The 24,569-nt window shown below is 61.3% G+C and carries 26 protein-coding genes, 1 other RNA gene and 1 pseudogene; 15 read left to right on the top strand and 13 right to left on the bottom strand.

What is annotated here, in order from left to right:
- Positions 1-12 precede the first annotated feature (12 nt).
- From ppx to AB4N41_RS07660, 5 genes are all read right to left on the bottom strand, one after another.
- Entirely contained in the window at positions 13-1,515 is a 1,503-nt protein-coding gene (gene ppx / locus AB4N41_RS07680) for an exopolyphosphatase (protein WP_460138375.1), read from the bottom strand.
- 122 nt (positions 1,516-1,637) lie between these two features.
- The gene (locus AB4N41_RS07675; RefSeq protein WP_007911148.1) at positions 1,638-2,375 is read right to left on the bottom strand and encodes an amino acid ABC transporter ATP-binding protein; all 738 of its coding nucleotides are present in this window, start codon (positions 2,373-2,375) and stop codon (positions 1,638-1,640) included.
- Positions 2,362-3,012, bottom strand: coding sequence for an amino acid ABC transporter permease (locus AB4N41_RS07670; RefSeq protein WP_016772621.1), 651 nt, complete (start codon positions 3,010-3,012; stop codon positions 2,362-2,364). Before AB4N41_RS07670 ends, AB4N41_RS07675 begins: the two co-directional genes overlap by 14 nt.
- On the bottom strand, positions 3,009-3,677 hold the full coding sequence (locus tag AB4N41_RS07665; RefSeq protein ID WP_024014752.1) for an amino acid ABC transporter permease: 669 nt from the start codon (positions 3,675-3,677) through the stop codon (positions 3,009-3,011). The genes AB4N41_RS07670 and AB4N41_RS07665 overlap by 4 nt, the downstream gene beginning before the upstream one ends.
- Before the next feature lie 21 nt (positions 3,678-3,698).
- Positions 3,699-4,484, bottom strand: a complete 786-nt coding sequence (locus AB4N41_RS07660; protein ID WP_016772623.1) for a transporter substrate-binding domain-containing protein — start codon at positions 4,482-4,484, stop codon at positions 3,699-3,701.
- Between the two features lie 256 nt (positions 4,485-4,740).
- On the opposite strand from AB4N41_RS07660, the gene AB4N41_RS07655 reads away from it, so the two are divergent.
- The 6 genes from AB4N41_RS07655 to AB4N41_RS07630 all read left to right on the top strand — a co-directional run bounded on the left by AB4N41_RS07655 (position 4,741) and on the right by AB4N41_RS07630 (position 10,932).
- Positions 4,741-5,448: a FadR/GntR family transcriptional regulator gene (locus AB4N41_RS07655; protein ID WP_056791723.1), complete on the top strand. Its 708-nt coding sequence runs from the start codon at positions 4,741-4,743 to the stop codon at positions 5,446-5,448.
- Between the two features lie 120 nt (positions 5,449-5,568).
- Positions 5,569-5,898 (top strand): thioredoxin TrxA, encoded by a 330-nt coding sequence (gene trxA, locus AB4N41_RS07650; RefSeq protein WP_003206727.1) that lies wholly within the window; start codon positions 5,569-5,571, stop codon positions 5,896-5,898.
- A 247-nt stretch (positions 5,899-6,145) separates the two neighbouring features.
- Positions 6,146-7,405 carry a transcription termination factor Rho gene (gene rho, locus AB4N41_RS07645; RefSeq protein ID WP_003229334.1) on the top strand — a complete coding sequence of 420 codons (1,260 nt, stop codon included), beginning with the start codon at positions 6,146-6,148 and terminating at the stop codon, positions 7,403-7,405.
- Between the two features lie 239 nt (positions 7,406-7,644).
- Positions 7,645-9,111 (top strand): 4-hydroxy-3-polyprenylbenzoate decarboxylase, encoded by a 1,467-nt coding sequence (gene ubiD / locus AB4N41_RS07640; protein ID WP_039757427.1) that lies wholly within the window; start codon positions 7,645-7,647, stop codon positions 9,109-9,111.
- Entirely contained in the window at positions 9,111-10,079 is a 969-nt protein-coding gene (locus tag AB4N41_RS07635; RefSeq protein ID WP_056791686.1) for a CDP-6-deoxy-delta-3,4-glucoseen reductase, read from the top strand. Before ubiD ends, AB4N41_RS07635 begins: the two co-directional genes overlap by 1 nt.
- Before the next feature lie 184 nt (positions 10,080-10,263).
- On the top strand, positions 10,264-10,932 hold the full coding sequence (locus tag AB4N41_RS07630) for a gamma-glutamylcyclotransferase (protein ID WP_024014748.1): 669 nt from the start codon (positions 10,264-10,266) through the stop codon (positions 10,930-10,932).
- On the opposite strand, the gene glpT is transcribed toward AB4N41_RS07630, so the two are convergent.
- The 3 genes and pseudogenes from glpT to AB4N41_RS07615 form a co-directional block, all read right to left on the bottom strand.
- Entirely contained in the window at positions 10,908-12,257 is a 1,350-nt protein-coding gene (gene glpT / locus AB4N41_RS07625) for a glycerol-3-phosphate transporter (protein ID WP_252877089.1), read from the bottom strand. The two genes, AB4N41_RS07630 and glpT, sit on opposite strands and share 25 nt — an antisense overlap.
- Before the next feature lie 257 nt (positions 12,258-12,514).
- Positions 12,515-12,703 (bottom strand): zinc-binding dehydrogenase, encoded by a 189-nt coding sequence (locus AB4N41_RS07620; protein ID WP_460138413.1) that lies wholly within the window; start codon positions 12,701-12,703, stop codon positions 12,515-12,517.
- A gap of 41 nt (positions 12,704-12,744) precedes the next feature.
- A pseudogene (locus tag AB4N41_RS07615) lies at positions 12,745-13,491 on the bottom strand (NADPH:quinone oxidoreductase family protein); the annotation flags it as partial.
- Positions 13,492-13,641: 150 nt separating this feature from the next.
- Here AB4N41_RS07615 and AB4N41_RS07610 point away from each other — a divergent pair.
- A complete protein-coding gene (locus tag AB4N41_RS07610) occupies positions 13,642-14,049 on the top strand; it encodes a flagellar basal body-associated protein FliL (RefSeq protein ID WP_252877087.1) in 408 nt (135 codons plus the stop codon).
- A gap of 141 nt (positions 14,050-14,190) precedes the next feature.
- On the opposite strand, the gene AB4N41_RS07605 is transcribed toward AB4N41_RS07610, so the two are convergent.
- The gene (locus AB4N41_RS07605) at positions 14,191-14,643 is read right to left on the bottom strand and encodes an EVE domain-containing protein (protein WP_041476899.1); all 453 of its coding nucleotides are present in this window, start codon (positions 14,641-14,643) and stop codon (positions 14,191-14,193) included.
- 197 nt (positions 14,644-14,840) lie between these two features.
- Here AB4N41_RS07605 and AB4N41_RS07600 point away from each other — a divergent pair, with 197 nt between their 5' ends.
- On the top strand, positions 14,841-14,996 hold the full coding sequence (locus AB4N41_RS07600) for a hypothetical protein (RefSeq protein WP_024014743.1): 156 nt from the start codon (positions 14,841-14,843) through the stop codon (positions 14,994-14,996).
- A gap of 35 nt (positions 14,997-15,031) precedes the next feature.
- Here the strand turns inward: AB4N41_RS07600 and AB4N41_RS07595 are convergent, their stop codons facing one another.
- The 4 genes from AB4N41_RS07595 to AB4N41_RS07580 form a co-directional block, all read right to left on the bottom strand.
- Positions 15,032-15,637: a 5-formyltetrahydrofolate cyclo-ligase gene (locus AB4N41_RS07595; protein WP_024014742.1), complete on the bottom strand. Its 606-nt coding sequence runs from the start codon at positions 15,635-15,637 to the stop codon at positions 15,032-15,034.
- 80 nt (positions 15,638-15,717) lie between these two features.
- A non-coding RNA gene (gene ssrS / locus AB4N41_RS07590) (6S RNA) lies at positions 15,718-15,896 on the bottom strand.
- 30 nt (positions 15,897-15,926) lie between these two features.
- Positions 15,927-16,244, bottom strand: a complete 318-nt coding sequence (locus tag AB4N41_RS07585; protein WP_056791703.1) for a cell division protein ZapA — start codon at positions 16,242-16,244, stop codon at positions 15,927-15,929.
- Positions 16,241-16,450, bottom strand: coding sequence for a TIGR02449 family protein (locus AB4N41_RS07580; protein WP_007911197.1), 210 nt, complete (start codon positions 16,448-16,450; stop codon positions 16,241-16,243). The genes AB4N41_RS07585 and AB4N41_RS07580 overlap by 4 nt, the downstream gene beginning before the upstream one ends.
- Before the next feature lie 125 nt (positions 16,451-16,575).
- Here AB4N41_RS07580 and AB4N41_RS07575 point away from each other — a divergent pair, with 125 nt between their 5' ends.
- The 7 genes from AB4N41_RS07575 (at position 16,576) to AB4N41_RS07545 (ending at position 24,496) form a co-directional block, all read left to right on the top strand.
- Positions 16,576-17,136 (top strand): YecA/YgfB family protein, encoded by a 561-nt coding sequence (locus tag AB4N41_RS07575; RefSeq protein WP_252877086.1) that lies wholly within the window; start codon positions 16,576-16,578, stop codon positions 17,134-17,136.
- A 27-nt stretch (positions 17,137-17,163) separates the two neighbouring features.
- Positions 17,164-18,498 (top strand): Xaa-Pro aminopeptidase, encoded by a 1,335-nt coding sequence (gene pepP, locus AB4N41_RS07570; RefSeq protein ID WP_041476895.1) that lies wholly within the window; start codon positions 17,164-17,166, stop codon positions 18,496-18,498.
- Positions 18,495-19,682, top strand: a complete 1,188-nt coding sequence (ubiH, locus tag AB4N41_RS07565) for a 2-octaprenyl-6-methoxyphenyl hydroxylase (protein WP_252877085.1) — start codon at positions 18,495-18,497, stop codon at positions 19,680-19,682. Before pepP ends, ubiH begins: the two co-directional genes overlap by 4 nt.
- On the top strand, positions 19,675-20,160 hold the full coding sequence (locus AB4N41_RS07560; protein WP_252877084.1) for a DUF4442 domain-containing protein: 486 nt from the start codon (positions 19,675-19,677) through the stop codon (positions 20,158-20,160). Before ubiH ends, AB4N41_RS07560 begins: the two co-directional genes overlap by 8 nt.
- Before the next feature lie 9 nt (positions 20,161-20,169).
- Entirely contained in the window at positions 20,170-21,387 is a 1,218-nt protein-coding gene (locus AB4N41_RS07555; protein WP_236167917.1) for a 2-octaprenyl-3-methyl-6-methoxy-1,4-benzoquinol hydroxylase, read from the top strand.
- Between the two features lie 245 nt (positions 21,388-21,632).
- The gene (locus AB4N41_RS07550; RefSeq protein ID WP_110599906.1) at positions 21,633-22,637 is read left to right on the top strand and encodes an extracellular solute-binding protein; all 1,005 of its coding nucleotides are present in this window, start codon (positions 21,633-21,635) and stop codon (positions 22,635-22,637) included.
- 242 nt (positions 22,638-22,879) lie between these two features.
- Positions 22,880-24,496 (top strand): ABC transporter permease, encoded by a 1,617-nt coding sequence (locus AB4N41_RS07545; protein ID WP_252877083.1) that lies wholly within the window; start codon positions 22,880-22,882, stop codon positions 24,494-24,496.
- The last annotated feature ends 73 nt before the right edge of the window (positions 24,497-24,569 follow it).

The following is a 24,569-nucleotide window of genomic DNA, read 5'->3' as shown; positions in this document are numbered from 1 at the left end:
CCAGCCAGTTACTCAGTGCACCGTGAGGACAATTCCAACCCGCGTCAGCCAATCCGCTTCCAGGCCGAAATCCGCCTGGGTCAGCTGATTTTCATCCAGCCAGTTCTCCGGGAATTCCACATCGAGATGGTCGCCATTGGCATGCAGCGCCACCTGCGGCATCGCCTGGGTTCCGCGAATGTGATGGAACAGAATGGCAAACCGCAGCAGCACGCACAGGCGAATCAGTTTGATGCCGTCATCGCCGAATTCGGCAAACTTGTCCTTGGGAATATTGCGCCGGTGCCCGCGCACCAATAGCGCGAGCATCTGCTGGTCTTCTCGCGAGAAGCCTGCCAGGTCGGAGTGCTCGATGAGGTAGGCGCCATGCTTGTGGTAGTGATAGTGAGCGATGTCGAGGCCGACTTCGTGGACCTTCGCCGCCCAGCCGAGCAGTTCGCGCCAGATGCCGTCATCCAGTTCCCAGTCGGCAGCAACCTGATCGAACGCGTGCAGGGCCTTGCGCTCGACCCGCGCTGCCTGTTCCAGGTCGACGTGATAGCGCTCCATCAGCGAGGTCAGGGTGCGTTCGCGCACGTCTTCATGGTGATGGCGGCCGAGCAGGTCGTAGAGCACGCCTTCGCGCAGCGCGCCTTCGCAATGGTCCATGCGTTGCAGTTCGAGGGCGTCGAAGATTGCTTCGAGAATCGCCAGGCCCGCCGGAAAGATCGCCCGGCGGTCAGGCTTGATGCCTTCGAAATCGATCTTGTCGGCGTCGCCGAGCTTGAACAGCTTGCGCTTGAGCCACGCCAGGCCTTCGGCGTTGACCTCGCCGCTGCCGTGGCCGCCAGCCTTCAAGGCCAGGCCGATGGCGCGAATCGTACCGGAGGAGCCGATGGCTTCATCCCAGGTCAGGCGATGCAGGGCGTGCTCAATGCTCATGATCTCCAGGCGCGCCGCCGTGTAGGCCTGGGCGTAGCGCGCCGGGGTGATCTTGCCGTCCTTGAAATAACGCTGAGTGAAACTCACGCAGCCCATTTGCAGGCTTTCGCGCAATAAAGGCTCGAAGCGCTGGCCGATGATGAATTCGGTGCTGCCGCCGCCGATGTCGGCGACCAAACGTTTGCCAGGGGTATCGGCGAGCGTGTGCGAAACGCCGAGATAGATCAGGCGCGCTTCTTCACGGCCGGAAATGACTTCTACCGTGTGGCCGAGGATTTCTTCGGCGCGGCGGATGAATTCGCCACGATTGCGCGCTTCACGCAGGGCGTTGGTGCCGACGATGCGCACGGCGCCGAGCGGCATACCGTTGATCAGTTGCGCAAAGCGCTTGAGGCAATCGAGGCCGCGCTGCATCGATTCTTCGTTGAGCTGGCGCGCGTCGTCGATGCCGGCGGCCAGTTGCACCTTCTCGCCGAGGCGCTCGAGGATGCGGATTTCGCCGTTCTGGGCCTTGGCCACGACCATGTGAAAGCTGTTGGAGCCCAGGTCGATTGCGGCGATCAGGGACAGATTCTTGGCTTGGGATTGCGGCATGGTCAGGGGGTCTCGGTCGATAACCCCGACATCGTGCCACGATCAAACGCTGGCGCCAACGCGCATGGTTCAAACCTGATCGTTCCTACGCTCTGCGTGGGAACGATCAGGATGAGGCTGCTTCAGGCTGTCGCTTCCACCGTGCCAATAAAGTTCGCCAGCTCGGCCGTCTGCGGATTGGCAAACAACACCTTTGGATCGCCCACCTCATGCACCTTGCCATGGTGCATGAACACCAGTTTGTCGCCGACTTCCCGGGCAAAGCGCATCTCGTGGGTGACCATGATCAGCGTCATGCCTTCCTTGGCCAATTGCCGCACCACGCTGAGCACTTCATTGACCAGCTCAGGGTCCAGCGCCGAGGTGATTTCATCGCACAGCAGCACCTTCGGCGACATCGCCAAAGCCCGGGCGATCGCCACCCGTTGCTGCTGACCACCGGACAAACGGTCCGGGAAGGCATCGAATTTCTCCCCGAGCCCGACTCGCTCGAGCATTTCGCGCGCCAGTTCGGCTGCCTTGGCCTTGGGTACTTTCTGCACCACTTGCGGCGCGAGCATGACGTTTTCGCCGACGGTCAGGTGCGGGAACAGGTTGAACTGCTGGAAGACCATGCCAACCTTCTGTCGCAGGCTGCGCAGATCGGCGCGGGCGGCGTCGAGGTATTCGCCGTCGACTTCGATCACGCCATCGTTGATCGATTCCAGGCCGTTGAGCGTGCGCAACAGGGTCGATTTGCCCGAGCCGCTGCGGCCGATGATCGCCACGACCTGGCCTTCCTCGACGCTGAGATCGATGCCTTTGAGTACGTGGTGATCGCCGTAGTATTTATGCAGGGCGGAAATTCTAAGCAGAGGCATGCAGTCTCCTTTCCAGGTAGCGCGCACTGAGGGACAAGGGGTAGCAGAGCAGGAAGTAGCCGAGGGCGACGAGGCCGTAGACCATGAACGGTTCGAACGTGGCATTGGCGAGCATGCCGCCGGTCTTGGTCAGTTCGGTGAAGCCGATGATCGAGGTCACCGCTGTGCCTTTGACCACTTGCACCGAGAAGCCCACGGTCGGCGCCACGGCGATGCGCAGCGCTTGCGGCAGGATCACGTAGCGCAACTGCTCAAGCGGATTGAGCGCCAGGCTCGACGAGGCTTCCCACTGACCGTGGGGAATGGCCTCGACGCAACCGCGCCAGATCTCCGCCAGATAGGCGCTGGTGAACAAGGTCAAAGCGATCGCCGCGGCCATCCACGGCGAAATCTCGATGCCGGCCAGCGCCACGCCGAAGAACACCAGAAACAGTTGCATCAACAGGGGCGTGCCCTGAAACAGCTCGATCCAGGTGCGGGCGATGCTGCTTGGCAGCGTGTTCTTGGAGATGCGCATCACCAGAATCAGCAGCCCGACGAGGCCGCCGCCAATGAACGCCACCAGTGACAGCGCCAGGGTCCATTGCAGGCCGGTGAGCAGGTTGCGCAGGATGTCCCAGAAAGTGAAATCGCTCATTGGCTGCTCCTCGCAATGAACCGACGCCCGAACCAGTTGAGCAACTGGCGGATCAGCAGCGCCATGCACAGATAGATCAGGGTGGTCAGCGCATAGGTTTCAAAGGCGCGGAAGTTGCGCGACTGAATGAAGTTGGCGGCGAAGCTCAATTCTTCCGTGGCGATCTGCGAACACACCGCCGAACCGAGCATGACGATGATGATCTGGCTGCTCAGCGCCGGCCAGACCTTGCCCAGCGCGGGCAGCAGGACGACGTGGCGGAACGCTTCGAAGCGCGTCATCGCCAATGCCGCAGCCGCTTCCAGCTGCCCGCGCGGAATCGCCTGGATGCCGGCGCGGATGATCTCGGTCGAATAGGCGCCAAGGTTGATCACCATCGCCAGCACTGCCGCCTGCCACTCGGAAATCTGCACGCCGAGCGACGGCAGGCCGAAGAAGATGAAGAACAGTTGCACCAGAAACGGCGTGTTGCGGATCAACTCGACGTAGACGCCGAAGATCGCTGAGAACGGGCGGATCTGCCACGCTCGCACCAGCGCGCCGACAATGCCCACGCCGACCCCGAGCAGCGCGCCGATGGCGGTCAGCTCCAGCGTGAACAGTGCGCCGCGCAGCAGCAGGTCGGTGTTTTCCACCACCGGCATAAAATCGAACTGATAAGCCATGAACGTCTCCCGCGCAGTCGATCAGAGATCGGCCGGCAGCGGCTCTTTCAGCCAGGTCTGCGAGTTCTTTTCCAGTGCGCCGTCAGCCTTGGCGGTGTTGAGGATGTCGTTGACCTTGGCCAGCAACGCCGCTTCGTTCTTGTTCACGCCCACGTAGACCGGGGAATCCTTGAGCTTCACCTTCAGCGCCGGCACGCGCTTGGGGTTCTTCTCGCTGATGGCCACCATCACCACGTTGCCGCTGGCGATCAGATCGACCTGGCCTGCCAGATAAGCAGCGATGGTCGAGTTGTTGTCTTCGAAACGTTTGATGGTCACGCCTTCGGGGGCGACTTTGCTCAGCTCGATGTCTTCGATGGCGCCCCGGGTGACGCTGATGGTCTTGCCCTTGAGGTCGTCGAGGCTGGTGATCGCAGCGTCTGGCGGACCGAACACGGCGAGGTAGAACGGCGCATAGGCGCGGGAGAAGTCGATGACCTTCTCGCGCTCGGCGTTTTTGCCGAGGCTGGAAATCACCAGATCGACTTTGCCGGTGGTGAGGAACGGGATGCGGTTGGTGCTGTTGACCGGGGTCAGTTCGAGTTTGACCTTGAGTTGGTCAGCGAGCAGTTTCGCCGTGTCGATATCCAGGCCGCGCGGCTTCATGTCCGGGCCGACCGAGCCGAACGGCGGGAAGTCCTGGGGCACGGCGACTTTCAGCGTGCCGCGTTTGACCACGTCGTCCAGACCGTCGGCGTGAGCGGGGGCCTGGCACAGCAGCAGGCCGGCAAACAGGGAAGCGAGGAGGGCGCTGTAACGCTGGGTCATGGACAATCTCCGGATCGGCGGGAAGTGGTTGCTGCGATCGGACAGAGCATGGGCCGTGCCAACAGGCGGATTTCGCCCCGGCAGGCCGCGGCATCAGCGGCTTGGTTCGGTCTTACTGGTCTGAACAGTCAACTCGGTTTTCGCACTGCGATGGCGCATCGGCAGTGCGCGCCGAACCCCGCTGGGGCACGACTTGCCGGACTCGACGAATAGCTTTACAACTAGCCGCACCTTGGCCCTGACGCGTCCGCACATCATGAATTCGATCTCCCGCGCCGTACCCGAAGTGGCGCTGCAAGCGATCCGCAAACTGATCACCGAACAGGGCTTCGGTGCCGGCGACGCGTTGCCTTCGCAACGGGATCTGGCGCTGCAACTGGGCGTCAGTCGGGCATCGTTGCGTGAAGCGCTGTCGTCGCTCAGTGCACTGGGCGTGGTCAGCATTCAGCCGGGCAAGGGCGTGTTCGTGCAGTCACCGGTCGAATTGTCGCGCGGCGACAACGCGCCAGGCTGGTCGTTTGCGGCGCAGGCATCGCCGCTGGATATCTTTCAATTGCGCTATGCGCTCGAAGGGTTTGCAGCAGGTTTGGCGGCAGTGACGTTGAGCACGTTCGATCTGGATGCGCTGGAAGACAACGTTGCGGCCATGCGCGAGCAATTGAAGCTCGGCGACTTTGAGGCAGCGGCGAAACTCGACTTCGAATTTCACCGGCGCATCCTTCTCGCCAGCGGCAATCAGGCGATGCTGAGCATCCTCACCGCCAGCGCCGAGATCTTTCTCGAGAGCCAGAAACTGCCGTTCATCCGCGCCGAGCGCGCCATGGAAACCTGGCAGGAACACCGCAAGATCCTCCGCGCACTGGCGCGCCGCGCTTCGGCGGCGGCGCAGAAAGCCATGCAGGAACATGTGCGCAACGCCGCCCTGCGCACCGGAATCGCCTTCATCGCTCCCGCCACGGCGTGACTTGAGCTATACCCAAACTCATCAAGGGCCATAGCAACACTCAATCATCTGCGGCTTCCTGAACAAGGGAAGGGCGGCTATGATGGGCCACGTTTTTTTGCTTACAACCTGGAGAATTCCATGAGCAGCGATCTGATCAAACACGTTAGCGACGCTAGCTTCGAAGCCGACGTACTCAAGGCCGAAGGCGCTGTCCTGGTCGACTACTGGGCTGAATGGTGCGGCCCTTGCAAAATGATCGCACCGGTTCTGGACGAGATTGCCGAGACTTACAAAGGCAAGCTGACTGTCGCCAAACTGAACATCGACGAAAACCAGGAAACCCCGGCCAAGCATGGCGTGCGTGGTATCCCTACGCTGATGCTGTTCAAGAACGGCAACGTTGAAGCGACCAAGGTCGGCGCACTGTCGAAGTCGCAGCTGGCGGCTTTCCTCGACGCCAACATCTGAGCGTCGCAGTAAAACGCTGAAAAAAAGCCCCGCAAATCGCGGGGCTTTTTGCGTATTCAGGGCTAGACGCTCCGAAACTCAGGTGGTACATTCGGCCCCGCACTGGTTTCTCCAATGCCCCCTGCTAGCCGTCGCCGACGCACTCCTTTTCGAATTAGTTCGCGATCCTGTCGCCTTCTCCGCGGCGCGGCCTCATTAAGCCAAAAGCTTAATTTCCCCCCTCCATAAATGATTACGTCATTCCTATATGAATCTGACTGAACTCAAGCAAAAGCCGATTACCGAACTGCTCGAATTGGCCGAACAGATGGGCATAGAAAATATGGCCCGTTCGCGCAAGCAGGACGTGATTTTCTCCCTGCTGAAAAAGCACGCGAAAAGCGGCGAGGAAATCTCCGGTGATGGCGTGCTGGAGATTCTCCAGGACGGCTTCGGCTTCCTGCGCTCCGCAGACGCTTCCTACCTCGCCGGCCCTGACGACATCTACGTCTCGCCGAGCCAGATCCGCCGCTTCAACTTGCGCACCGGTGACACCATCGTTGGCAAGATCCGGCCTCCGAAGGAAGGCGAGCGGTACTTCGCCCTGCTCAAGGTCGACACGATCAACTTCGATCGTCCGGAGAACGCGAAAAACAAGATTCTCTTCGAGAACCTGACGCCGCTGTTCCCGACGGTGCGCATGAAGATGGAAGCCGGCAACGGTTCCACCGAAGACCTCACCGGTCGCGTGATCGACCTGTGTGCACCGATCGGCAAAGGCCAGCGTGGTCTGATCGTCGCACCGCCGAAAGCCGGTAAAACGATCATGCTGCAGAACATCGCAGCGAACATCGCCCGTAACAATCCTGAAGTTCACCTGATCGTGCTGTTGATCGACGAGCGTCCGGAAGAAGTGACCGAAATGCAGCGCACCGTGCGCGGCGAAGTGGTTGCCTCGACCTTCGACGAGCCGCCGACCCGTCACGTGCAGGTTGCTGAAATGGTGATCGAGAAGGCCAAACGCCTGGTCGAACACAAGAAAGACGTGGTGATCCTGCTCGACTCCATCACCCGTCTGGCCCGTGCCTACAACACCGTGATCCCGAGCTCCGGCAAGGTATTGACCGGTGGTGTCGATGCCCACGCCCTGGAGAAGCCGAAGCGTTTCTTCGGTGCCGCGCGTAACATCGAAGAAGGCGGCTCGCTGACCATTATCGCCACCGCGCTGGTTGAAACCGGCTCGAAGATGGACGAAGTGATCTACGAAGAGTTCAAGGGTACCGGCAACATGGAACTGCCTCTGGATCGCAAGATCGCCGAGAAGCGTGTGTTCCCGGCCATCAACATCAACCGCTCCGGCACCCGCCGCGAAGAGTTGCTGACCGCCGACGACGAACTGCAGCGCATGTGGATTCTGCGCAAGCTGCTGCACCCGATGGACGAAGTCGCCGCCATCGAGTTCCTGGTCGACAAGCTGAAAACGACCAAGACCAACGACGAGTTCTTCTTGTCGATGAAACGCAAGTAATACGCTGGCGTTTCAACAAAGGACGCTCCCGAGAGGGGGCGTTTTTTTTTGCCCCGAAAAATCTCGCACCCGTCACGGATATCTGTTGATGGGCCGATATTGCGGCGTCGGCAGCGCACTGCTGAGTCCCAGGCTTGCCCCTTCGCCGCAGCGCGGGGGCCACAATCGAGCAATGACGGGCTGCTGTTTGCTCCTCAGAGCAGGTAGGATGTACGCCTATTTTGAGGGTGCCATCGTCAATGAAATTCAAGGATCTTCGGGATTTCGTGCAGCAGCTTGAGCAGCGCGGAGAGTTGAAACGCATCCAGATTCCCGTCTCGCCGGTGCTGGAGATGACTGAGGTGTGCGACCGCACGTTGCGGGCCAAAGGCCCGGCACTGCTGTTCGAGAAGCCTACCGGTTACGACATTCCGGTGCTCGGCAACCTGTTCGGCACCCCCGAGCGCGTGGCCATGGGCATGGGCGCCGAGTCGGTCAGCGAGCTGCGCGAAATCGGCAAGCTGCTGGCCTTCCTCAAGGAGCCGGAGCCGCCGAAGGGCTTGAAGGACGCGTGGTCGAAACTGCCGATCTTCCGCAAGATCATTTCGATGGCGCCGAAAGTCGTCAAAGACGCGGTATGCCAGGAAGTGGTCATCGAAGGCGACGATGTCGATCTGGCGATGTTGCCGGTGCAGACCTGCTGGCCCGGCGACGTCGGCCCGCTGATCACTTGGGGCCTGACGGTCACCAAAGGCCCGAACAAGGAACGCCAGAACCTCGGTATCTACCGCCAGCAAGTGATCGGCCGCAACAAGGTGATCATGCGCTGGCTCAGCCATCGTGGCGGCGCTCTCGACTTCCGCGAGTGGTGCGAGAAGCACCCGGGCCAGCCGTTCCCGGTGTCCGTGGCCCTTGGCGCCGATCCGGCGACGATTCTCGGTGCCGTAACGCCGGTGCCGGACAGCCTCTCCGAATATGCTTTCGCAGGGCTCTTGCGCGGCAACCGTACCGAACTGGTCAAGTGCCGTGGCAACGATCTGCAAGTACCGGCCACCGCCGAAATCATCCTTGAAGGCGTGATTCATCCGGGCGAAATGGCCGACGAAGGCCCTTATGGCGACCACACCGGTTACTACAACGAAGTCGACAGCTTCCCGGTGTTCACCGTCGAGCGCATCACCCACCGGATCAAGCCGATCTATCACAGCACCTACACCGGGCGGCCGCCGGATGAGCCGGCGATTCTCGGCGTGGCGCTGAACGAAGTGTTCGTGCCGATCCTGCAGAAGCAGTTCCCGGAAATCACCGACTTCTACCTGCCGCCGGAAGGCTGCTCGTACCGCATGGCCGTGGTGACGATGAAGAAGTCGTATCCGGGGCATGCCAAGCGCGTGATGCTCGGTGTCTGGTCGTTTTTGCGACAGTTCATGTACACCAAGTTCGTTATCGTCACTGACGACGATATCAACGCCCGCGACTGGAACGACGTGATCTGGGCTATCACCACGCGCATGGATCCCAAGCGCGATACGGTGATGATCGATAACACGCCGATCGACTACCTCGACTTCGCCTCGCCGATCTCCGGCCTGGGCTCGAAAATGGGCCTGGATGCCACCCACAAGTGGCCGGGCGAAACCACTCGCGAGTGGGGCCGCGTGATCGTCAAGGACGACGCCGTCACCCAACGGATCGATGCCATCTGGAATCAGTTAGGAATAGATTGATGCGTGTAACCCTGCAGCCTTCCGGAGCAGTGCTCGAGATACAGCCCGGTGAGCGGATTCTCGACGGTGCGCGGCGCCTGGGCTATGACTGCCCGCAAAGCTGCCGCAACGGCAATTGCCACGTGTGTGCAGCGCTGCTGGTGGAGGGCCGCGTCGAGCAGGCCGGCAAAGTCCACGACCATGGCGAGTTCTACACCTGCATCGCCGCACCGCTGGAAGACTGCGTGCTGTTGTGGGATGGCGTGCTCGCACTCGGTGAATTGCCGGTGCGCAGCCTATCGTGTCAGGTCATCGAGTGCCGCGAGGTCGGCGGCGACACCTGGCGCGTGCGTCTGCGTGCACCGGCGGGCAAGCCGCCGCGCTATCACGCCGGGCAATATTTGATGATCGAGCGTGAGAACGGCGAGAAATCGGCGTTCTCCATGGCTTCGGCGCCCCACGGCGGACGTGATCTGGAAATCCATGTGCTGGCGCGCGAAACCAGTGCGTTGAGCCTGATCGAGCAGCTGCAACGCAACCCGCTGGTGCGTGTCGAGCTGCCGTTCGGTGACACACATCTTGCGGAACTACCCGACGGTCCGCTGGTGTTGATCGCCGCCGGCACCGGCATGGGCCAGATTCACAGCCTGATCGAACATTGCCGCGCCGAAGGCTTCAAGCATCCAGTGCATCTGTATTGGGGCGTACGCCGTCCAGAAGACTTTTATCAGATCGAGCACTGGGACGAATGGCTGAAGCTGCCCAATCTGTTCCTGCACAAAGTGGTCAGCGACCAGTGCGGCTGGGAAGGGCGCTGCGGGATGTTGCACGAAGCGGTTTGCGAGGATTTCCCCGATCTGAAGCCGCTGCATGTCTATGCCAGCGGTTCGCCGGCGATGGTTTACGGCACGCTGGACGCGCTGGTCGAGGCGGGGATGGATGCGCATCAGATGCGCGCTGATGTGTTCGCCTACGCGCCGCGCTCCTGAGACTTATAACTTGGTATATAGCCGATCGGTATTTACCTTAAACAGTAAATATCGCTAGGTTATATATGAATCAGGCAATTAATCAGTGGCACTTAATTTGCCTTAAAACATATGTGCCTTATTGTTACAACGGTGCGTTCTATTAAGTAATTCTTCACCCGCGGGGAGCTGAACGCTATTCGCCATGAGCGCCATTGAAAACGCAATCCTGAACCTGGCTTACCCTCCGCGGCTCGATCTTGGGCCGCAGCTGACGCACGAACAACTTCTCGCTTCCATGCAATCGACCATGGCGCGCCACAAGGGCGGGCCGGTGTGGCTGTTCGCCTATGGTTCGCTGATCTGGCGGCCGGAATGCACGGCAGTCGAGCGCATGCGCGGTCGGGTGCATGGCTACCATCGCGGCTTGTACCTGTGGTCCCACGAGCATCGGGGTACGCCGGAAATGCCCGGCCTGGTGTTCGGTCTGGATCGCGGCGGTTCATGCAGCGGTTTTGCCTACCGCTTGCCGGAAGACAATCTCGATACCGCGCTGTACGCGCTGTGGAAACGCGAGATGCCGTTTCCCTCGTATCGCCCGCACTGGCTCAATTGCCGGCTCGAAGATGGCACTCAGGTGCAGGCCTTGGGCTTCGTTCTGGAGCGCCACCTGCCGAGCTACGCCGGCAACTTGCCGGATCATGTGCTCAGCCAGGTGTTCGCCAGCGCCAGCGGGCGTTACGGCACCACTCGCGATTATGTCGAGCAGACCGCGCACGCCCTGCGCAGCCACGCCATGCCGGATCGAAATCTGGAGGCGCGGCTCAAGCGCTGTAAATCACACAGCGATCAGGCGACCGCTTCACGGCTCTGACTGGCGACTTGCTTGTGCCACAGCGTTGGCGCAAGGAAGGCCATCGCCAGCAGGCAAGCGCCGACCAACAGCACGAAACCGCCATCCCAGCCGAAGTGGTCAACGGTGTAGCCCATCGCCGCACTGGCCGCGACCGAACCCCCCAGATAACCGAACAGACCGGTGAAGCCCGCTGCGGTACCGGCGGCTTTCTTCGGCGCCAGTTCCAGCGCTTGCAGGCCGATCAGCATCACCGGGCCGTAGATCAGGAAGCCGATCGACAGCAGGGCGATCATGTCGACCATCGGATTGCCGGCCGGATTGAGCCAGTAAACCAGGGTCGCGACAGTCACCAGGGCCATGAACACCATGCCGGTCAGGCCACGGTTGCCACGGAAGATCTTGTCCGACATCCAGCCGCACAGCAGCGTGCCCGGAATGCCCGCCCACTCGTAGAAGAAATAGGCCCACGAGGTTTTATCCACGGTGAAGCCCTTGGCTTCCTTCAGGTACGTCGGCGCCCAGTCCAGCACGCCGTAGCGCAGCAAGTAGACGAAGACGTTGGCCAGAGCGATGTACCAGAGCATTTTGTTGCGCAGCACGTATTTGACGAAGATTTCCTTGGCGCTGAATTCGTCTTCGTGGCTGGCGTCGTAGCCTTCCGGGTAGTCGTTCTTGTACTGCTCGATCGGCGGCAGGCCGACCGATTGCGGGGTGTCACGCATGGTGATGAAGGCGAATACCGCTACGCCCAGTGCGACTGCTGCCGGGACGTAAAACGCCGCGTGCCAGTCGTTGAACAGGCCCATGCCGATCAGGAACAGCGGGCCGATCAGACCGCCGCCGACGTTATGCGCCACGTTCCACACCGACACCACGCCACCGCGTTCCTTCTGCGACCACCAGTGCACCATGATCCGCCCGCTCGGCGGCCAGCCCATGCCCTGCGCCCAGCCGTTGATGAACAGGAGGATGAACATCATCGTCACGCTGGACGTTGCCCACGGCGCGAAACCGAAAATGAACATCACCCCGGCCGAGACCAGCAGACCGAACGGCAGGAAGAAGCGCGGGTTGGAACGGTCGGACACCAGGCCCATGAGGAACTTCGACAAACCATACGCAATGGCGATCGCCGACATCGCCAGGCCGAGGTCGCCACGGCTGTAGCCTTCATCGATCAAGTACGGCATGGCCAGGGAGAAGTTCTTGCGCAGCAGGTAGTAACCGGCGTAGCCGATAAAGATACCGGCGAAGATCTGCCAGCGCAGGCGGCGGTAGGTGCTGTCTATTTTTTCTTCAGGCAATGGAGCCTGATGTGCGGCAGGACGAAAGAAAGCAAACATTCAAGAGCTCCAGTTTTCTTGTTTTGACTGCGGATGCGAATGTTACAGTTTCGTTACCGAAAATAGCATCGCTTCACGTCGGCAAAACAGCGGAAATTTGGGCAGATGAACGTTCCTTTCTGAACATGTCGCTCTGAGACAAGTACGCGGCGCTGAGGGAATGGTGGCTCGGGTGGGTTTCTGCGGTTTTGCGCATGGGAGAGGCAGACCTCAACGCTAAAGCGATCCGGATGGTTGCTCCGGATCGCTCCATGTTGTTAACGAACCTGAACGACAACCTTGCCCACAGCCTTGCGCTGACCGAGATCATCGATTGCCTGCGCGGCATTGCTCAGCGGATACACCTGCGACACCAGCGGTTTGAGCTTGCCCTCGGCAAACCAGGCGAACAGCTGCTGGAAGTTGGCTGCATTGTCCTGTGGCTGGCGTTGGGCAAAGAACCCCAGAACACGCCGAGTACCGCCGCGCCCTTGAGCAGGGCGAGGTTGACCGACAGTTCCGGGATGCGTCCGCTGGCGAAGCCGACCACCAGCAGGCGGCCGTTCCAGGCGATGGCGCGGATGGCCTGGTCGAACAGGTCGCCGCCGACCGGGTCGTAGATCACGTCGGCGCCCTGGCCGTCGGTGAGGCGCTTGATCTCCTCCTTGAGGCTGGCTTCGCTGTAATTGATCAGCTCATCGGCGCCGGCAGCCTTGGCCACCGCGAGTTTTTCGGCGCTGCTGGCGGCGGCGATCACGCGGGCGCCCATGGCTTTGCCAATCTCCACGGCGGCGAGGCCGACGCCGCCCGATGCGCCGAGCACCAGCAGGGTTTCGCCCGGTTGCAGGTTGGCGCGTTGCTTGAGCGCGTGCATCGAGGTGCCGTAGGTCATGCTGAATGCAGCGGCGATGCTGAAATCCATCGACGGCGGAATCGGCAGGACGTTGTAGCCCGGCACCGCCACCTGCTCGGCAAAACTGCCCCAGCCAGTCAGGGCCATGACCCGGTCGCCGACTTTCAGATGGCTGACCTTTTCCCCGACTTCACGCACCACGCCCGCCGCTTCACCGCCCGGCGAAAACGGGAAGGGCGGTTTGAACTGGTACTTGCCCTCGATGATCAGCGTGTCCGGGAAATTGACTCCGGCAGCGTGCACGTCCAGCAGGATTTCATTCTTCTTCGCGACAGGACTGGCGACGTCTTCCAGCACCAGCGATTCGGCAGGGCCGAAGGCTTTGCACAGCACGGCTTTCATCAGGGCTATTCCTTTGGGAGTGATGGCCGATAAGTGTAGGTGTGTGAATCAACGGGTCAACGAGCATGCCCGGCCCTGATAGTCAGCCATAAGCTTGTGCTTGCGCGGCGGGTCGTTATGCTAGGCCGCAAACCGGATAAGGAGCGAATTGTGAAAGCGTGGATCATGTTGTTGCTGGCCCTGTCTCTGCCTGTGGCAGCACTGGCCGAAGAAGCCAACGAAGGCGAGGCGCCGAAGGTCAATTACATCACCCTGAGCCCGCCGTTCGTCGGCAACTATGGCCTGGACGGCACCGCCAAGCTCAAGGTCTACAAGGCCGATGTGGCATTGCGTGTGACTGGTGAGGAGGCGACCAAACTGGTCAAGGCCAACGAGCCGCTGATCCGCAATCAGCTGGTGGCGTTGTTCACTCAGCAGTCGACCGAGGCGATGGGCAGCATCGAGGGCAAGGAAAAGCTGCGTCAGGAAGCGTTGAAGCAGACCCAGCAGGTCATGAATGACGAGACCGGCAAGCCTGTTGTTGAGGATCTGTTGTTCAACAACCTGATCATTCAGTAAGTCATTCGCTGTCCGGGCAGGCCCCTTCGCGAGCAGGCTCGCTCCCACAGGGTTATTCGGTGAATGCAAAAATGTGCATCACCACCAATCCACTGTGGGAGCGAGCCTGCTCGCGAAAGCTATTTATCAGGCAAAAATGAATCAGGGTTTGAGCGCGATAACTGCCGCCCACTGCTCCGTCGTCACCGGCATCACCGACAACCGCGAGCCCTTCTGCACCAGTGGCATTTCTGCCAGCGCCGTCTGCTGCTTCAGATAATCGAGCTTCAACACCCGCGCAAACGTCTCGACATGCTCGACATCGATCGCGCTCCAGGCATTTTTCTCCGGCGTAGCTTTCGGATCGAAGTAGTGACTGTCTGGCTCCAGCGCCGTCGGATCGGGATACGCTGCTTCGATAATTTTGCCAATCCCGGCAATCCCCGGCTCGGGGCAGCTGGAATGGTAGAAAAAGAACTCGTCACCGACCGCCATCGCCCGCAGGAAATTGCGCGCCTGATAGTTGCGAACCCCGTCCCAGCGCGCCTTGCCGAGCTTTTCCAGACCCTTGATCGAGAGTTCGTCGGGCTCTGATTTCATCAGCCAGTAGGCCATGTCGTGTGCTCCTGAAGCGGTCATTGGGCAGGTTGTCGGGCAATTTTATGACAAACCGACAGTCGGTTGACGTCAGCGTTTGCGCACAGGTTCACGTTGCCGCAAAATGCCGGCCTTTAAAGCTTGACGCTGCTGCACGGCCTACGAACGGAAACCGCTGCTGTCATCGTGATGATGTGCCTTGAGGGGGGCAATCGATGAAACGCAAACCGGATTTGCTATGGACTTTGGTAATTTTGTTTGGCCTGGGCGTGGTGACCACCGGTTACGCGCAGAGCCTGTGGGCGAACAAGACCGACGCGCCGATTGAAGTGGCGCAACAGGTGCAACAGTCGACCGCTTTCAAACGCTGAACCTGTCTCTTCGACGCCGCTGTTCCATGCGGCGTCTACTCTGCGAAATACCACGCCTTGTCGGTGACCGTGCCTTGTAACGGAACATCCCAGCTCGCCTGCGCCAGACGTTCGACCTTCTGACACTCATGGGCCAGGCCCAGCAGCGTCGGCTTGCGCCAGTTCTTGCGCCGGGCCAGATAGGCGAGGCTGCGATCATAAAATCCGCCGCCCATGCCCAGGCGCCCGCCGACATCGTCAAACCCTACCAGCGGCAACAGCACCAGATCCAGCGCCCAGACCTTGCGTTGCCGAGCCAGATTGGCCCGGGGCTCGAGGATGCGGAAGCGATTGGGGGTGAGCTTTTCGCCGGGGCGGATGCGCTGGAAGACCATTTTCGTTCGTGGCCACGCGCTGAGTACCGGCAGATAAGTCGCCTTGCCGCGACGCTGGGCTTCGCGCAGGAGCAGGCGCGGATCGATTTCACCGTCGGTGGGCAAATACAGAGAGATATGTTTCGCCCGGCGAAAGTGCGGGTCTTGCGCCAATTGGCGGAACAGGCCTTTGGCCGCCTGGCGTTGTTCGCCTGGCGTCAGTGCGCGGCGTGCCTTGCGCAGCAGACGGCGGAGTTGCGGACGGGGCAGCAGCGCGGGTTCGGTCATGGTTCGGCTTCGGCAGGTGGATGCAAAAACGTACGCATAAAAAATCCGATGTCGGCATACACCGACATCGGATTCGAATCAGGCTCCCCGGATGAACCGCTGTCAACTCAGCCCTTGAACCCGAAAGTTCAAGGTGGAAGAAGCAGTAGACTTTAAGGCTTTCCGTCTAGCGGACATGCACACCAGCCCAACGTGCAACTTCCAGGGTAGTGCGAATCGGCTCCGGGACATCGTCAACTGGCAAGCACCCCAGGGAGTGCCGCGAGTATACCTCAAGCTGTCAGGCGAATCAGCCCTTGACGGTGTTCTGATCGTCGGCCAGGACCAGATCGACACGATCGAGCAAGTCGCGCACCTGTTCGCGGGTCGAACCGCTGGCCTGGATGTCCGGGCGCTCTTCTTTGTGCAACAGGTCGTGGGTGATGTTCAGCGCGGCCATCACGGCAATGCGGTCGGCACCGATGACTTTGCCGCTGCTGCGGATCTCGCGCATCTTGCCGTCCAGGTAGCGCGCGGCACTGACCAGATTGCTGCGTTCTTCCGGCGGGCAGATGATCGAATACTCTTTGTCGAGGATCTGCACGGTAACGCTATTGCTTGAACTCATGAGTCTTGCTCCAGGGCCTTGAGGCGCGAAATCATCGATTCGACCTTACGCCGGGCGATTTCGTTTTTTTCAATGAGGTGAGCGCGTTCCTCGCGCCAGGTTTTTTCCTGAGCTAGTAAGAGTGCGTTTTGACTCTTAAGTTGCTCGACTCGGCCAATCAGCAGTTCGAGTCTGGCCATCAGCGCTTGCAGGTCGGTGTCTTCCATTGGGTCCACGTGTTCGTCTGATGGGTGGTGACTGGCGGACAGCCTTTAATGGTCTTGGCGGGGCTGTCGATGTAGGATACAAGGCCTTCATTCTAGACATAGCGCCGTCTGGCGCCTAGCTGCCCATGACCATTGCGAATTCCCCGTACCAAGCCTTTGCCACCCTGCTGACTGCCAGCGGCCACAACGTCTCGCCTGCCGAACTGCACGGCGTGCTGCTCGGGCGCAGTTGCGCCGGGGCCGGCTTCGATCACGAAGGCTGGCTGATCGACGCCGCCGAACTGCTCGAAGGCGATATCCAGGACAACGTCCGCAACGCCCTGATCGGCCTGCAGGAGATGGTCAAAGGCGAGCTGACCGGCGACGACGTCACCGTCGTTCTGCTGCTGCCGATCGACGATGCACCGCTGGCCGACCGCGCTGCTGCGCTGGGCGAGTGGTGCCAGGGCTTCCTCAGCGGTTTCGGCCTGAACTGCCGCGACAGCAGCATGCTCAGCACCGAAGCCACCGAAGTGCTGCAGGATCTGGCAGCCATTTCCCAGGTGCAGGACGCGCTGGAAGAATCCGAAGACGGCGAATCCGACTACATGGAAGTCATGGAATACCTGCGCGTCGCGCCGTTGCTGCTGTTCTCGGAAACCAAGAAGTCCGATGTGCCGCCAGCGGCCAAACCTTCGCTGCATTAATCGCGTGCCAGGGAAAGCCATCTGCCCATGACCCATATCCCCAAAGCGGAATACAGCCGTCGCCGCAAGGCCCTGATGGCGCAGATGGAACCCAACAGCATCGCGATCCTGCCCGCCGCCGCGGTGGCCATCCGCAACCGCGACGTCGAGCACGTCTACCGTCAGGACAGCGACTTCCAGTACCTCAGCGGTTTTCCCGAGCCACAGGCCGTCATCGTCCTGATGCCCGGCCGCGAGCACGGCGAGTACATCCTGTTCTGCCGTGAACGCAATGCCGAGCGCGAATTGTGGGATGGCCTGCGCGCCGGGCAGGAAGGCGCGATCCGCGAGTACGGCGCCGACGACGCCTTTCCGATTACTGACATCGACGACATTCTCCCCGGCCTGATCGAAGGCCGCGACCGGGTGTATTCGGCGATGGGCAGCAATCCCGAATTCGATCGACACCTGATGGACTGGATCAACGTGATCCGCTCCAAGGCGCACCTCGGTGCGCAGCCGCCGAATGAATTCGTTGCCCTGGATCACCTCCTGCACGACATGCGCCTGTATAAATCGGCGGCAGAAGTGAAGGTGATGCGCGAAGCCGCGCGGATTTCGGCGCAGGCGCATATCCGCGCGATGCAGGCCAGTCGTCCGGGGCTGTATGAATACAGCCTCGAAGCCGAACTGGATTACGAATTCCGCAAGGGCGGGGCGAAGATGCCGGCCTACGGTTCGATCGTCGCCGCCGGGCGCAACAGCTGCATCCTGCATTACCAGCAGAATGACGCGCTGCTCAAGGACGGCGACCTGGTGTTGATAGACGCCGGTTGCGAGATCGATTGCTACGCCAGCGACATCACCCGCACCTGGCCGGTCAATGGCAGGTTCTCGCCAGAGCAGAAGGCGATATACGAGTTGGTGCTGGCTTCGCAGGAAGCGGCATTCGCCGAGATTGCCCCCAACAAGCACTGGAACCAGGCGCACGAAGCCACGGTGCGGGTGATCACCGCAGGTCTGGTCAAGCTTGGCTTGTTGCAGGGCGAGGTTGACGAGTTGATCGCCAGCGAAGCCTACAAGGCTTTTTATATGCACCGCGCCGGCCACTGGCTGGGCATGGATGTGCATGACGTCGGCGAGTACAAGGTCGGCGGCGAATGGCGCGTGCTGGAAGTCGGCATGGCGCTGACCGTGGAGCCGGGTATCTACATCGCGGCGGACAATCAGAACGTGGCGAAGAAATGGCGCGGCATTGGCGTGCGCATCGAGGATGACGTGGTCGTGACCCGATCCGGTTGTGAAATCCTCACCAGCGGCGTGCCGAAAACCGTCGCCGAGATCGAGGCGCTGATGGCACAAGCAAGGACACACGCAGCATGAGTCGAGTCAATCTGGCAATCATCGGTGGCGGTCTGGTCGGCGCAAGTCTGGCGTTGGCGTTGCAGGCCGGGGCCAAGACGCAGGGCTGGAAGATCGTCCTGATCGAACCGTTCGCCCCCGGCGACAGCTGGCAGCCGAGCTACGACGCCCGCTCCTCGGCGTTGTCGTTCGGCTCGCGGCAGATTTATCAGCGCCTGGGCGTGTGGCAGGAAATTTCCCGCCGCGCCGAGCCGATCAAACAGATTCATGTCTCCGACCGTGGCCGCTTCTCCACCGCGCGCTTGTCGGCGATGGAAGAGGGTGTGCCAGCGCTCGGTTACGTGGTGGAGAACGCCTGGCTCGGCCAGTGCCTGTGGCAGCACCTCGACAAAGACGTGATCACGTGGCGCTGCCCGGCGGAAGTCACGCGCATGGAGCCGTTGGCCGATGGCTATCGCCTGACCCTCAACGATGAAACCACGCTGGAATGCGATCTCGCAGTGCTCGCCGATGGCGGCCGCTCCGGGTTGCGCGAACAGTTGGGCATCAACGTGCGCAAGCGCCCTTACAACCAGAGCGCGCTGATTGCCAACATCACCCCGAGCGAAGCGCACAACGGCATGGCCTTCGAGCGCTTTACCGATGAGGGGCCGATGGCCCTGCTGCCGCTGCCGGACAATCGCTGCGCCTTGGTCTGGACCCGTCTGGGCATGGACGCGCAGCGTCTGACCGAGTTGAGCGAGCGTGATTTTCTCAGCGAGCTGCAAGGCGTATTCGGTTACCGCCTCGGCACTTTGAAACAGGTCGGCGCACGGCATCTGTATCCGCTGTCGCTGATCGAAGCTGAAGAACAGGTGCGCTCGCATCTGGCCGTGCTCGGCAACGCCGCACACAGCCTGCACCCGATTGCCGGCCAGGGCTTCAACCTGTCGCTGCGTGACGCCGACGCCTTGGCTGCCGCGCTGCTGGCCAGCGACAAGCCGCTGGGCGACTTCGCCACGTTGCAGGCCTATCGCGAACGGCAGCGCCTCGATCAGGACCTGACGGTGGGCTTCTCCGATCAGGTCACGCGCCTGTTCGGCAGCACCCAGCCGCTGGTGTCGCTGGGGCGCAACCTCGGCCTGCTCGGCCTCGACCTGCTGCCACCGGCCAAGCGCTGGTTCGCCCGGCAGGCGATGGGCCTGGGAACCCGTCCGGATGCTTGAGTGGCTGAGCAACACATTCGGCAAGGCACGATTGATGCGCTGGGTAATGACCTGCTACCCGCCATATCTCGGCGCGGGTGTGCGGGTGCGCCACATCAGCGATGACTTTCGCGATGTGCAGGTGTCCATGGGGTTGGGCTGGTACAACCGCAACTATGTCGGCACCCAGTTTGGCGGCAGTCTGTATTCGATGGTCGACCCGTTCTTCATGTTGATGCTCATGGAAAACCTCGGTCCGAAATACATCGTCTGGGACAAGGCCGCCGACATCGATTTCAATGCGCCGGGCAAAGGCCCGGTGTTCGCCCGGTTCAACATCGACCAGACCCTGCTCGACGAGATCCGCCGGCAGACCGCCAACGGCGACAAATACCTGCCGCAGTTGCAGGTCGACATTCATGACGGCGCTGGCAACCTTGTGGCGCGGGTCGGTAAAACCCTTTACGTGCGGCTCAAGCCGCAAGCGAGACAGGCCTAAAGCATGGAAATGCGCGCAGATGTGCTGATTGTCGGAGCCGGAATGGTCGGCAGCGCCCTGGCGCTGGCGTTACAGGACAGTGGGCTGGAAGTGCTGTTGCTCGACGGTAGCCCGCTGAGTGTCAAACCCTTCGCTGCCGAAGCGGCGTTCGAACCGCGCGTCAGTGCATTGTCGGCGGCGAGCCAGCGTATTCTCGAGCGCCTCGGTGTCTGGGACGGCATCGCCCAGCGGCGCAGCAGCCCGTACACCGACATGCACGTGTGGGACGGCAGCGGCACCGGGCAGATTCATTTCTCGGCGAGCAGCGTGCATGCCGATGTGCTCGGCCACATCGTCGAAAATCGCGTGGTCCAGGATGCGCTGCTCGAGCGTTTGCATGATTGCGACCTCGGCATGTTGGCCAATGCGCGGCTGGAGCAGATGCGTCGCTCCGGCGATGACTGGCTGCTGACCCTGGCCGATGGCCGCACCTTGCGCGCGCCGCTGGTGATCGCGGCCGATGGCGCCAATTCTGCTGTGCGCCGTCTGACCGGCGTGGCGACTCGCGAGTGGGATTATCTGCATCACGCCATCGTCACCAGCGTGCGCTGCAGCCAGCCGCACCGCAAAACCGCCTGGCAGCGCTTTACCGATCACGGGCCGCTGGCGTTTTTGCCACTGGAGCGTGATGGTCAGCAGGACTGGTGCTCGATCGTCTGGTCGACCACACCGGCTGAAGCCGAGCGCTTGATGGCGCTCGAGGAGACTGCGTTTTGCGCTGAGCTGGAGCGAGCCTTCGAAGGGCGCCTCGGTGAAGTGATCAGCGCCGATCCGCGTCTGTGCGTGCCGCTGCGTCAGCGCCATGCCAAGCGCTACGTCGCTGAGGGGCTGGCCTTGATCGGTGATGCGGCGCACACCATTCACCCCTTGGCCGGGCAGGGTGTGAACCTTGGATTCCTCGATGCCGCCGTGCTGGCGGAAGTGCTCCTGCAAGCGCATCAGCGCGGTGAGCGACTGGCGGACGTGAAGGTGCTGAGCCGCTACGAGCGTCGGCGCATGCCGCACAATCTGGCGCTGATGGCGGCGATGGAAGGCTTCGAGCGGTTGTTCCAGGCCGACCCCCTGCCGCTGCGCTGGTTGCGCAATGCCGGATTGAAACTGGTCGAGCAGATGCCCGAGGCGAAGGCGTTGTTTGTGCGCGAGGCGCTGGGGTTGACGGGGGACCTTCCGGCCTTGGCCAAACCCTGAGATGTTCGTTGTTGCTGCTGACCTCATCGCGGGCAAGCCCGCTCCCACAGTGGTCGGTGTGAAGCATTAATGTTGGACACACCGAAAACTTTGTGGGAGCTGGCTTGCCAGCGATGGCGTCGGCAAACCCGACACAAAAAAACGCTGTGCAACATCTGGTAACGCCTTCCCCCAGTGTTCGATTGTGGTGGTAAATGTGAGTCCTTATCATTTGGCCCACCTTTCCCGACCGTGAGACCACTCCCATGTTGGCACCCAAGCGTCTTCTGACCGCACTGGCCTTGACCCTGATCGGCAGCACCACTGCCCAGGCCGCCGATGAGGTGGTGGTGTACTCGTCGCGCATTGATGAGCTGATCAAACCGGTATTCGATGCCTATACCGCCAAGACCGGGGTGAAGATCAAGTTCATCACCGACAAGGAAGCGCCGCTGATGCAGCGCATCAAGGCCGAGGGCGAAAACGCCACCGCCGACCTGCTGCTCACCGTCGATGCCGGTAACCTGTGGCAGGCCGAGCAGATGGGCATTCTGCAGCCTTTCACCTCGAAAACCATCGACGCCAATATTCCTCAGCAATATCGCTCGTCCACCCACGCCTGGACCGGCCTGAGCCTGCGCGCACGGACCATCGCCTATTCCACCGAGCGAGTGAAGCCGGGCGAACTGACCACCTACGAAGCGCTGGCCGACAAGAACTGGGAAGGCCGCCTGTGCCTGCGCACGGCGAAGAAGGTCTACAACCAGTCGTTGACTGCGACCATGATCGAAGTCCACGGCGCCGAGAAGACCGAGAAAATCCTCAAGGGCTGGGTCAACAACCTGTCCACTGACGTGTTCTCCGATGACGTTGCAGTGCTGGAAGCGATCAACGCCGGGCAGTGCGATGTCGGCATCGTCAACACCTACTACTACGGTCGCCTGCACAAGCAAAAGCCTGAACTGCCGGTGAAGCTGTTCTGGCCGAATCAGGCCGATCGTGGTGTGCACGTGAACCTGTCGGGCATCGGCCTGACCAAGCATGCACCGCACCCGGAAGCGGCCAAGGCGCTGGTCGAATGGATGACCACGCCTGAGGCGCAGAAGATTTTTGCTGATGTGAATCAGGAATTCCCGGCCAACCCGGCGGTGGCGCCATCGGAAGAAGTGGCGGCGTGGGGCAAGTTTGTTGCTGATACGTTGCCGGTTGAGGTGGCGGGTAAACGTCAGGCTGAGGCGATCCGGATGATGGATCGGGCGGGGTGGAACTGAGGCGTTTCGTGTAACTGTTGATCTAAGATCGCTCCCTCACCCCAGCCCTCTCCCGGAGGGAGAGGGAGCCAACTTGTGTTGTTTTCGAAACTTGAGTTCGACTCAATATCTCAGGTCGATGTAGTTTGCATGAGCACCTCGGTCAGTTCCCTCTCCCTCCGGGAGAGGGCTAGGGTGAGGGCAGCAATCCCAACCTGAAATACGCATTCCAAGAACACCCCAATCCCTCCAGAGACCCAAAAGTGGCCCACCCCGCCCAACGCCGCTGGTACCCCATCGTCTTCGCCATCGCCGCACTGGTGTTGTTGCCCCTGAGCGTGTTGCTGCTGTCGTGGCAGACCATCGATCAGCAGATCTGGTCGCACCTGTGGCAAACCCAGATGCCGCGTCTGCTCGGCAATACCCTGACGCTGATCCTCGGCGTCGGTGTCGGCGTGACTCTGCTGGGTGTCAGCCTGGCCTGGCTGACCAGCCTCTGCGAATTTCCCGGTCGGCGCTGGCTCGACTGGGCGCTGATGCTGCCCTTCGCCATTCCAGCGTATGTACTGGCGTTCGTTTTCGTCGGCCTGCTGGATTTCGCCGGGCCCGTGCAGTCCCTGTTGCGCGAATGGTTCGGCACCGGCCTGCGCCTGCCTCGGGTACGGTCCACCGGCGGGGTGATCGTGGTGCTGGTGCTGGTGTTTTATCCCTACGTTTATCTGCTGGCGCGCACCGCGTTTCTGGCTCAGGGCAAAGGTTTGATGGAAGCGGCGCGGGTGCTGGGCCAGTCGCCGTGGCAGGCGTTCTGGCGGGTTGCGCTGCCGATGGCGCGTCCGGCGATCGGCGCGGGCGTGGCGCTGGCGCTGATGGAAACCCTCGCCGATTTTGGCGCGGTGTCGGTGTTCAACTTCGACACCTTCACCACGGCCATCTACAAAACCTGGTACGGCTTCTTCAGCCTGCCCAGCGCCGCGCAACTGGCCAGTCTGTTGCTGCTGGTGGTGATGCTGGTGCTGTACGGTGAACGCCGTGCACGCGGGGCGAATCGAGCCAGCAACGAGCGGCCTCGGGTGAAAGCGCTGTATCACCTGCGGGGAATCAAGGCCTTCGCGGCGACGGGCTGGTGTGGATTGGTGTTCGCCTGCGCCTTCGTCATCCCGGTGCTGCAACTGATCGTGTGGTTCTGGCAGCGTGGACGCTTCGATCTGGATGAGCGCTACGCCGGACTGATTCTGCACACGCTGTACCTGGGTGCCATGGCGGCGCTGATCACCGTCAGCGTTGCGCTGTTGCTGGCGTTTGCCCGGCGTCTGGCACCGACCCAAGCGATCAACTCCGGGGTCGGCCTGGCCAATCTCGGCTACGCGTTGCCCGGTTCGGTGCTGGCGGTGTCGATCATGCTTGCCTTCAGTTATCTGGATCGTGAACTGGTGATTCCGCTCTCCGCCTGGCTCGGTGGTGCCGGCAAACCATTGCTGCTCGGCAGCCTCGCAGCTTTGCTGATGGCGTATCTGGTGCGCTTTATCGCTGTCGCTTACGGGCCGCTGGAAAGCAGTCTGGCGCGTATACGGCCATCTTTGCCCGAAGCGGCACGTAGCCTGGGTGTCAGTGGGCCGCGACTGTTTTTCAAAGTGTATCTGCCGCTGTTGCTGCCCGGCACCTTGAGCGCCGCGTTGCTGGTGTTCGTCGATGTGCTCAAGGAAATGCCTGCGACCCTGCTGATGCGCCCGTTTGGCTGGGACACGCTGGCGGTGCGCATCTTTGAAATGACCAGTGAAGGCGAATGGGCGAGGGCGTCCTTGCCGGCATTGACCCTGGTGCTGGTTGGCCTGTTGCCGGTGATCGGATTGATTCGACGTTCGGCGCACCGAAACACTTAGTCGTCAGTCCTACATCATGCGGCTACAATGCGCGGCATTCGGTGCGGTTCGTCTGACAGACCCGTGCGCTGGA

Source organism: Pseudomonas sp. S2_A10 (assembly GCF_054668465.1).
This window is presented reverse-complemented; position numbering and strand designations above follow the sequence as displayed.

Bases quoted from the DNA above. Each gene is read 5' to 3' on its own strand.
- ppx (WP_460138375.1), bottom strand. From the start codon at position 1,515: ATGCCGCAATCCCAAGCCAAGAATCTGTCCCTGATCGCCGCAATCGAC.
- AB4N41_RS07675 (WP_007911148.1), bottom strand. From the start codon at position 2,375: ATGCCTCTGCTTAGAATTTCCGCCCTGCATAAATACTACGGCGATCAC.
- AB4N41_RS07670 (WP_016772621.1), bottom strand. From the start codon at position 3,012: ATGAGCGATTTCACTTTCTGGGACATCCTGCGCAACCTGCTCACCGGC.
- AB4N41_RS07665 (WP_024014752.1), bottom strand. From the start codon at position 3,677: ATGGCTTATCAGTTCGATTTTATGCCGGTGGTGGAAAACACCGACCTG.
- AB4N41_RS07660 (WP_016772623.1), bottom strand. From the start codon at position 4,484: ATGACCCAGCGTTACAGCGCCCTCCTCGCTTCCCTGTTTGCCGGCCTG.
- AB4N41_RS07655 (WP_056791723.1), top strand. From the start codon at position 4,741: ATGAATTCGATCTCCCGCGCCGTACCCGAAGTGGCGCTGCAAGCGATC.
- trxA (WP_003206727.1), top strand. From the start codon at position 5,569: ATGAGCAGCGATCTGATCAAACACGTTAGCGACGCTAGCTTCGAAGCC.
- rho (WP_003229334.1), top strand. From the start codon at position 6,146: ATGAATCTGACTGAACTCAAGCAAAAGCCGATTACCGAACTGCTCGAA.
- ubiD (WP_039757427.1), top strand. From the start codon at position 7,645: ATGAAATTCAAGGATCTTCGGGATTTCGTGCAGCAGCTTGAGCAGCGC.
- AB4N41_RS07635 (WP_056791686.1), top strand. From the start codon at position 9,111: ATGCGTGTAACCCTGCAGCCTTCCGGAGCAGTGCTCGAGATACAGCCC.
- AB4N41_RS07630 (WP_024014748.1), top strand. From the start codon at position 10,264: ATGAGCGCCATTGAAAACGCAATCCTGAACCTGGCTTACCCTCCGCGG.
- glpT (WP_252877089.1), bottom strand. From the start codon at position 12,257: ATGTTTGCTTTCTTTCGTCCTGCCGCACATCAGGCTCCATTGCCTGAA.
- AB4N41_RS07605 (WP_041476899.1), bottom strand. From the start codon at position 14,643: ATGGCCTACTGGCTGATGAAATCAGAGCCCGACGAACTCTCGATCAAG.
- AB4N41_RS07600 (WP_024014743.1), top strand. From the start codon at position 14,841: ATGAAACGCAAACCGGATTTGCTATGGACTTTGGTAATTTTGTTTGGC.
- AB4N41_RS07595 (WP_024014742.1), bottom strand. From the start codon at position 15,637: ATGACCGAACCCGCGCTGCTGCCCCGTCCGCAACTCCGCCGTCTGCTG.
- AB4N41_RS07585 (WP_056791703.1), bottom strand. From the start codon at position 16,244: ATGAGTTCAAGCAATAGCGTTACCGTGCAGATCCTCGACAAAGAGTAT.
- AB4N41_RS07580 (WP_007911197.1), bottom strand. From the start codon at position 16,450: ATGGAAGACACCGACCTGCAAGCGCTGATGGCCAGACTCGAACTGCTG.
- AB4N41_RS07575 (WP_252877086.1), top strand. From the start codon at position 16,576: ATGACCATTGCGAATTCCCCGTACCAAGCCTTTGCCACCCTGCTGACT.
- pepP (WP_041476895.1), top strand. From the start codon at position 17,164: ATGACCCATATCCCCAAAGCGGAATACAGCCGTCGCCGCAAGGCCCTG.
- ubiH (WP_252877085.1), top strand. From the start codon at position 18,495: ATGAGTCGAGTCAATCTGGCAATCATCGGTGGCGGTCTGGTCGGCGCA.
- AB4N41_RS07560 (WP_252877084.1), top strand. From the start codon at position 19,675: ATGCTTGAGTGGCTGAGCAACACATTCGGCAAGGCACGATTGATGCGC.
- AB4N41_RS07555 (WP_236167917.1), top strand. From the start codon at position 20,170: ATGCGCGCAGATGTGCTGATTGTCGGAGCCGGAATGGTCGGCAGCGCC.
- AB4N41_RS07550 (WP_110599906.1), top strand. From the start codon at position 21,633: ATGTTGGCACCCAAGCGTCTTCTGACCGCACTGGCCTTGACCCTGATC.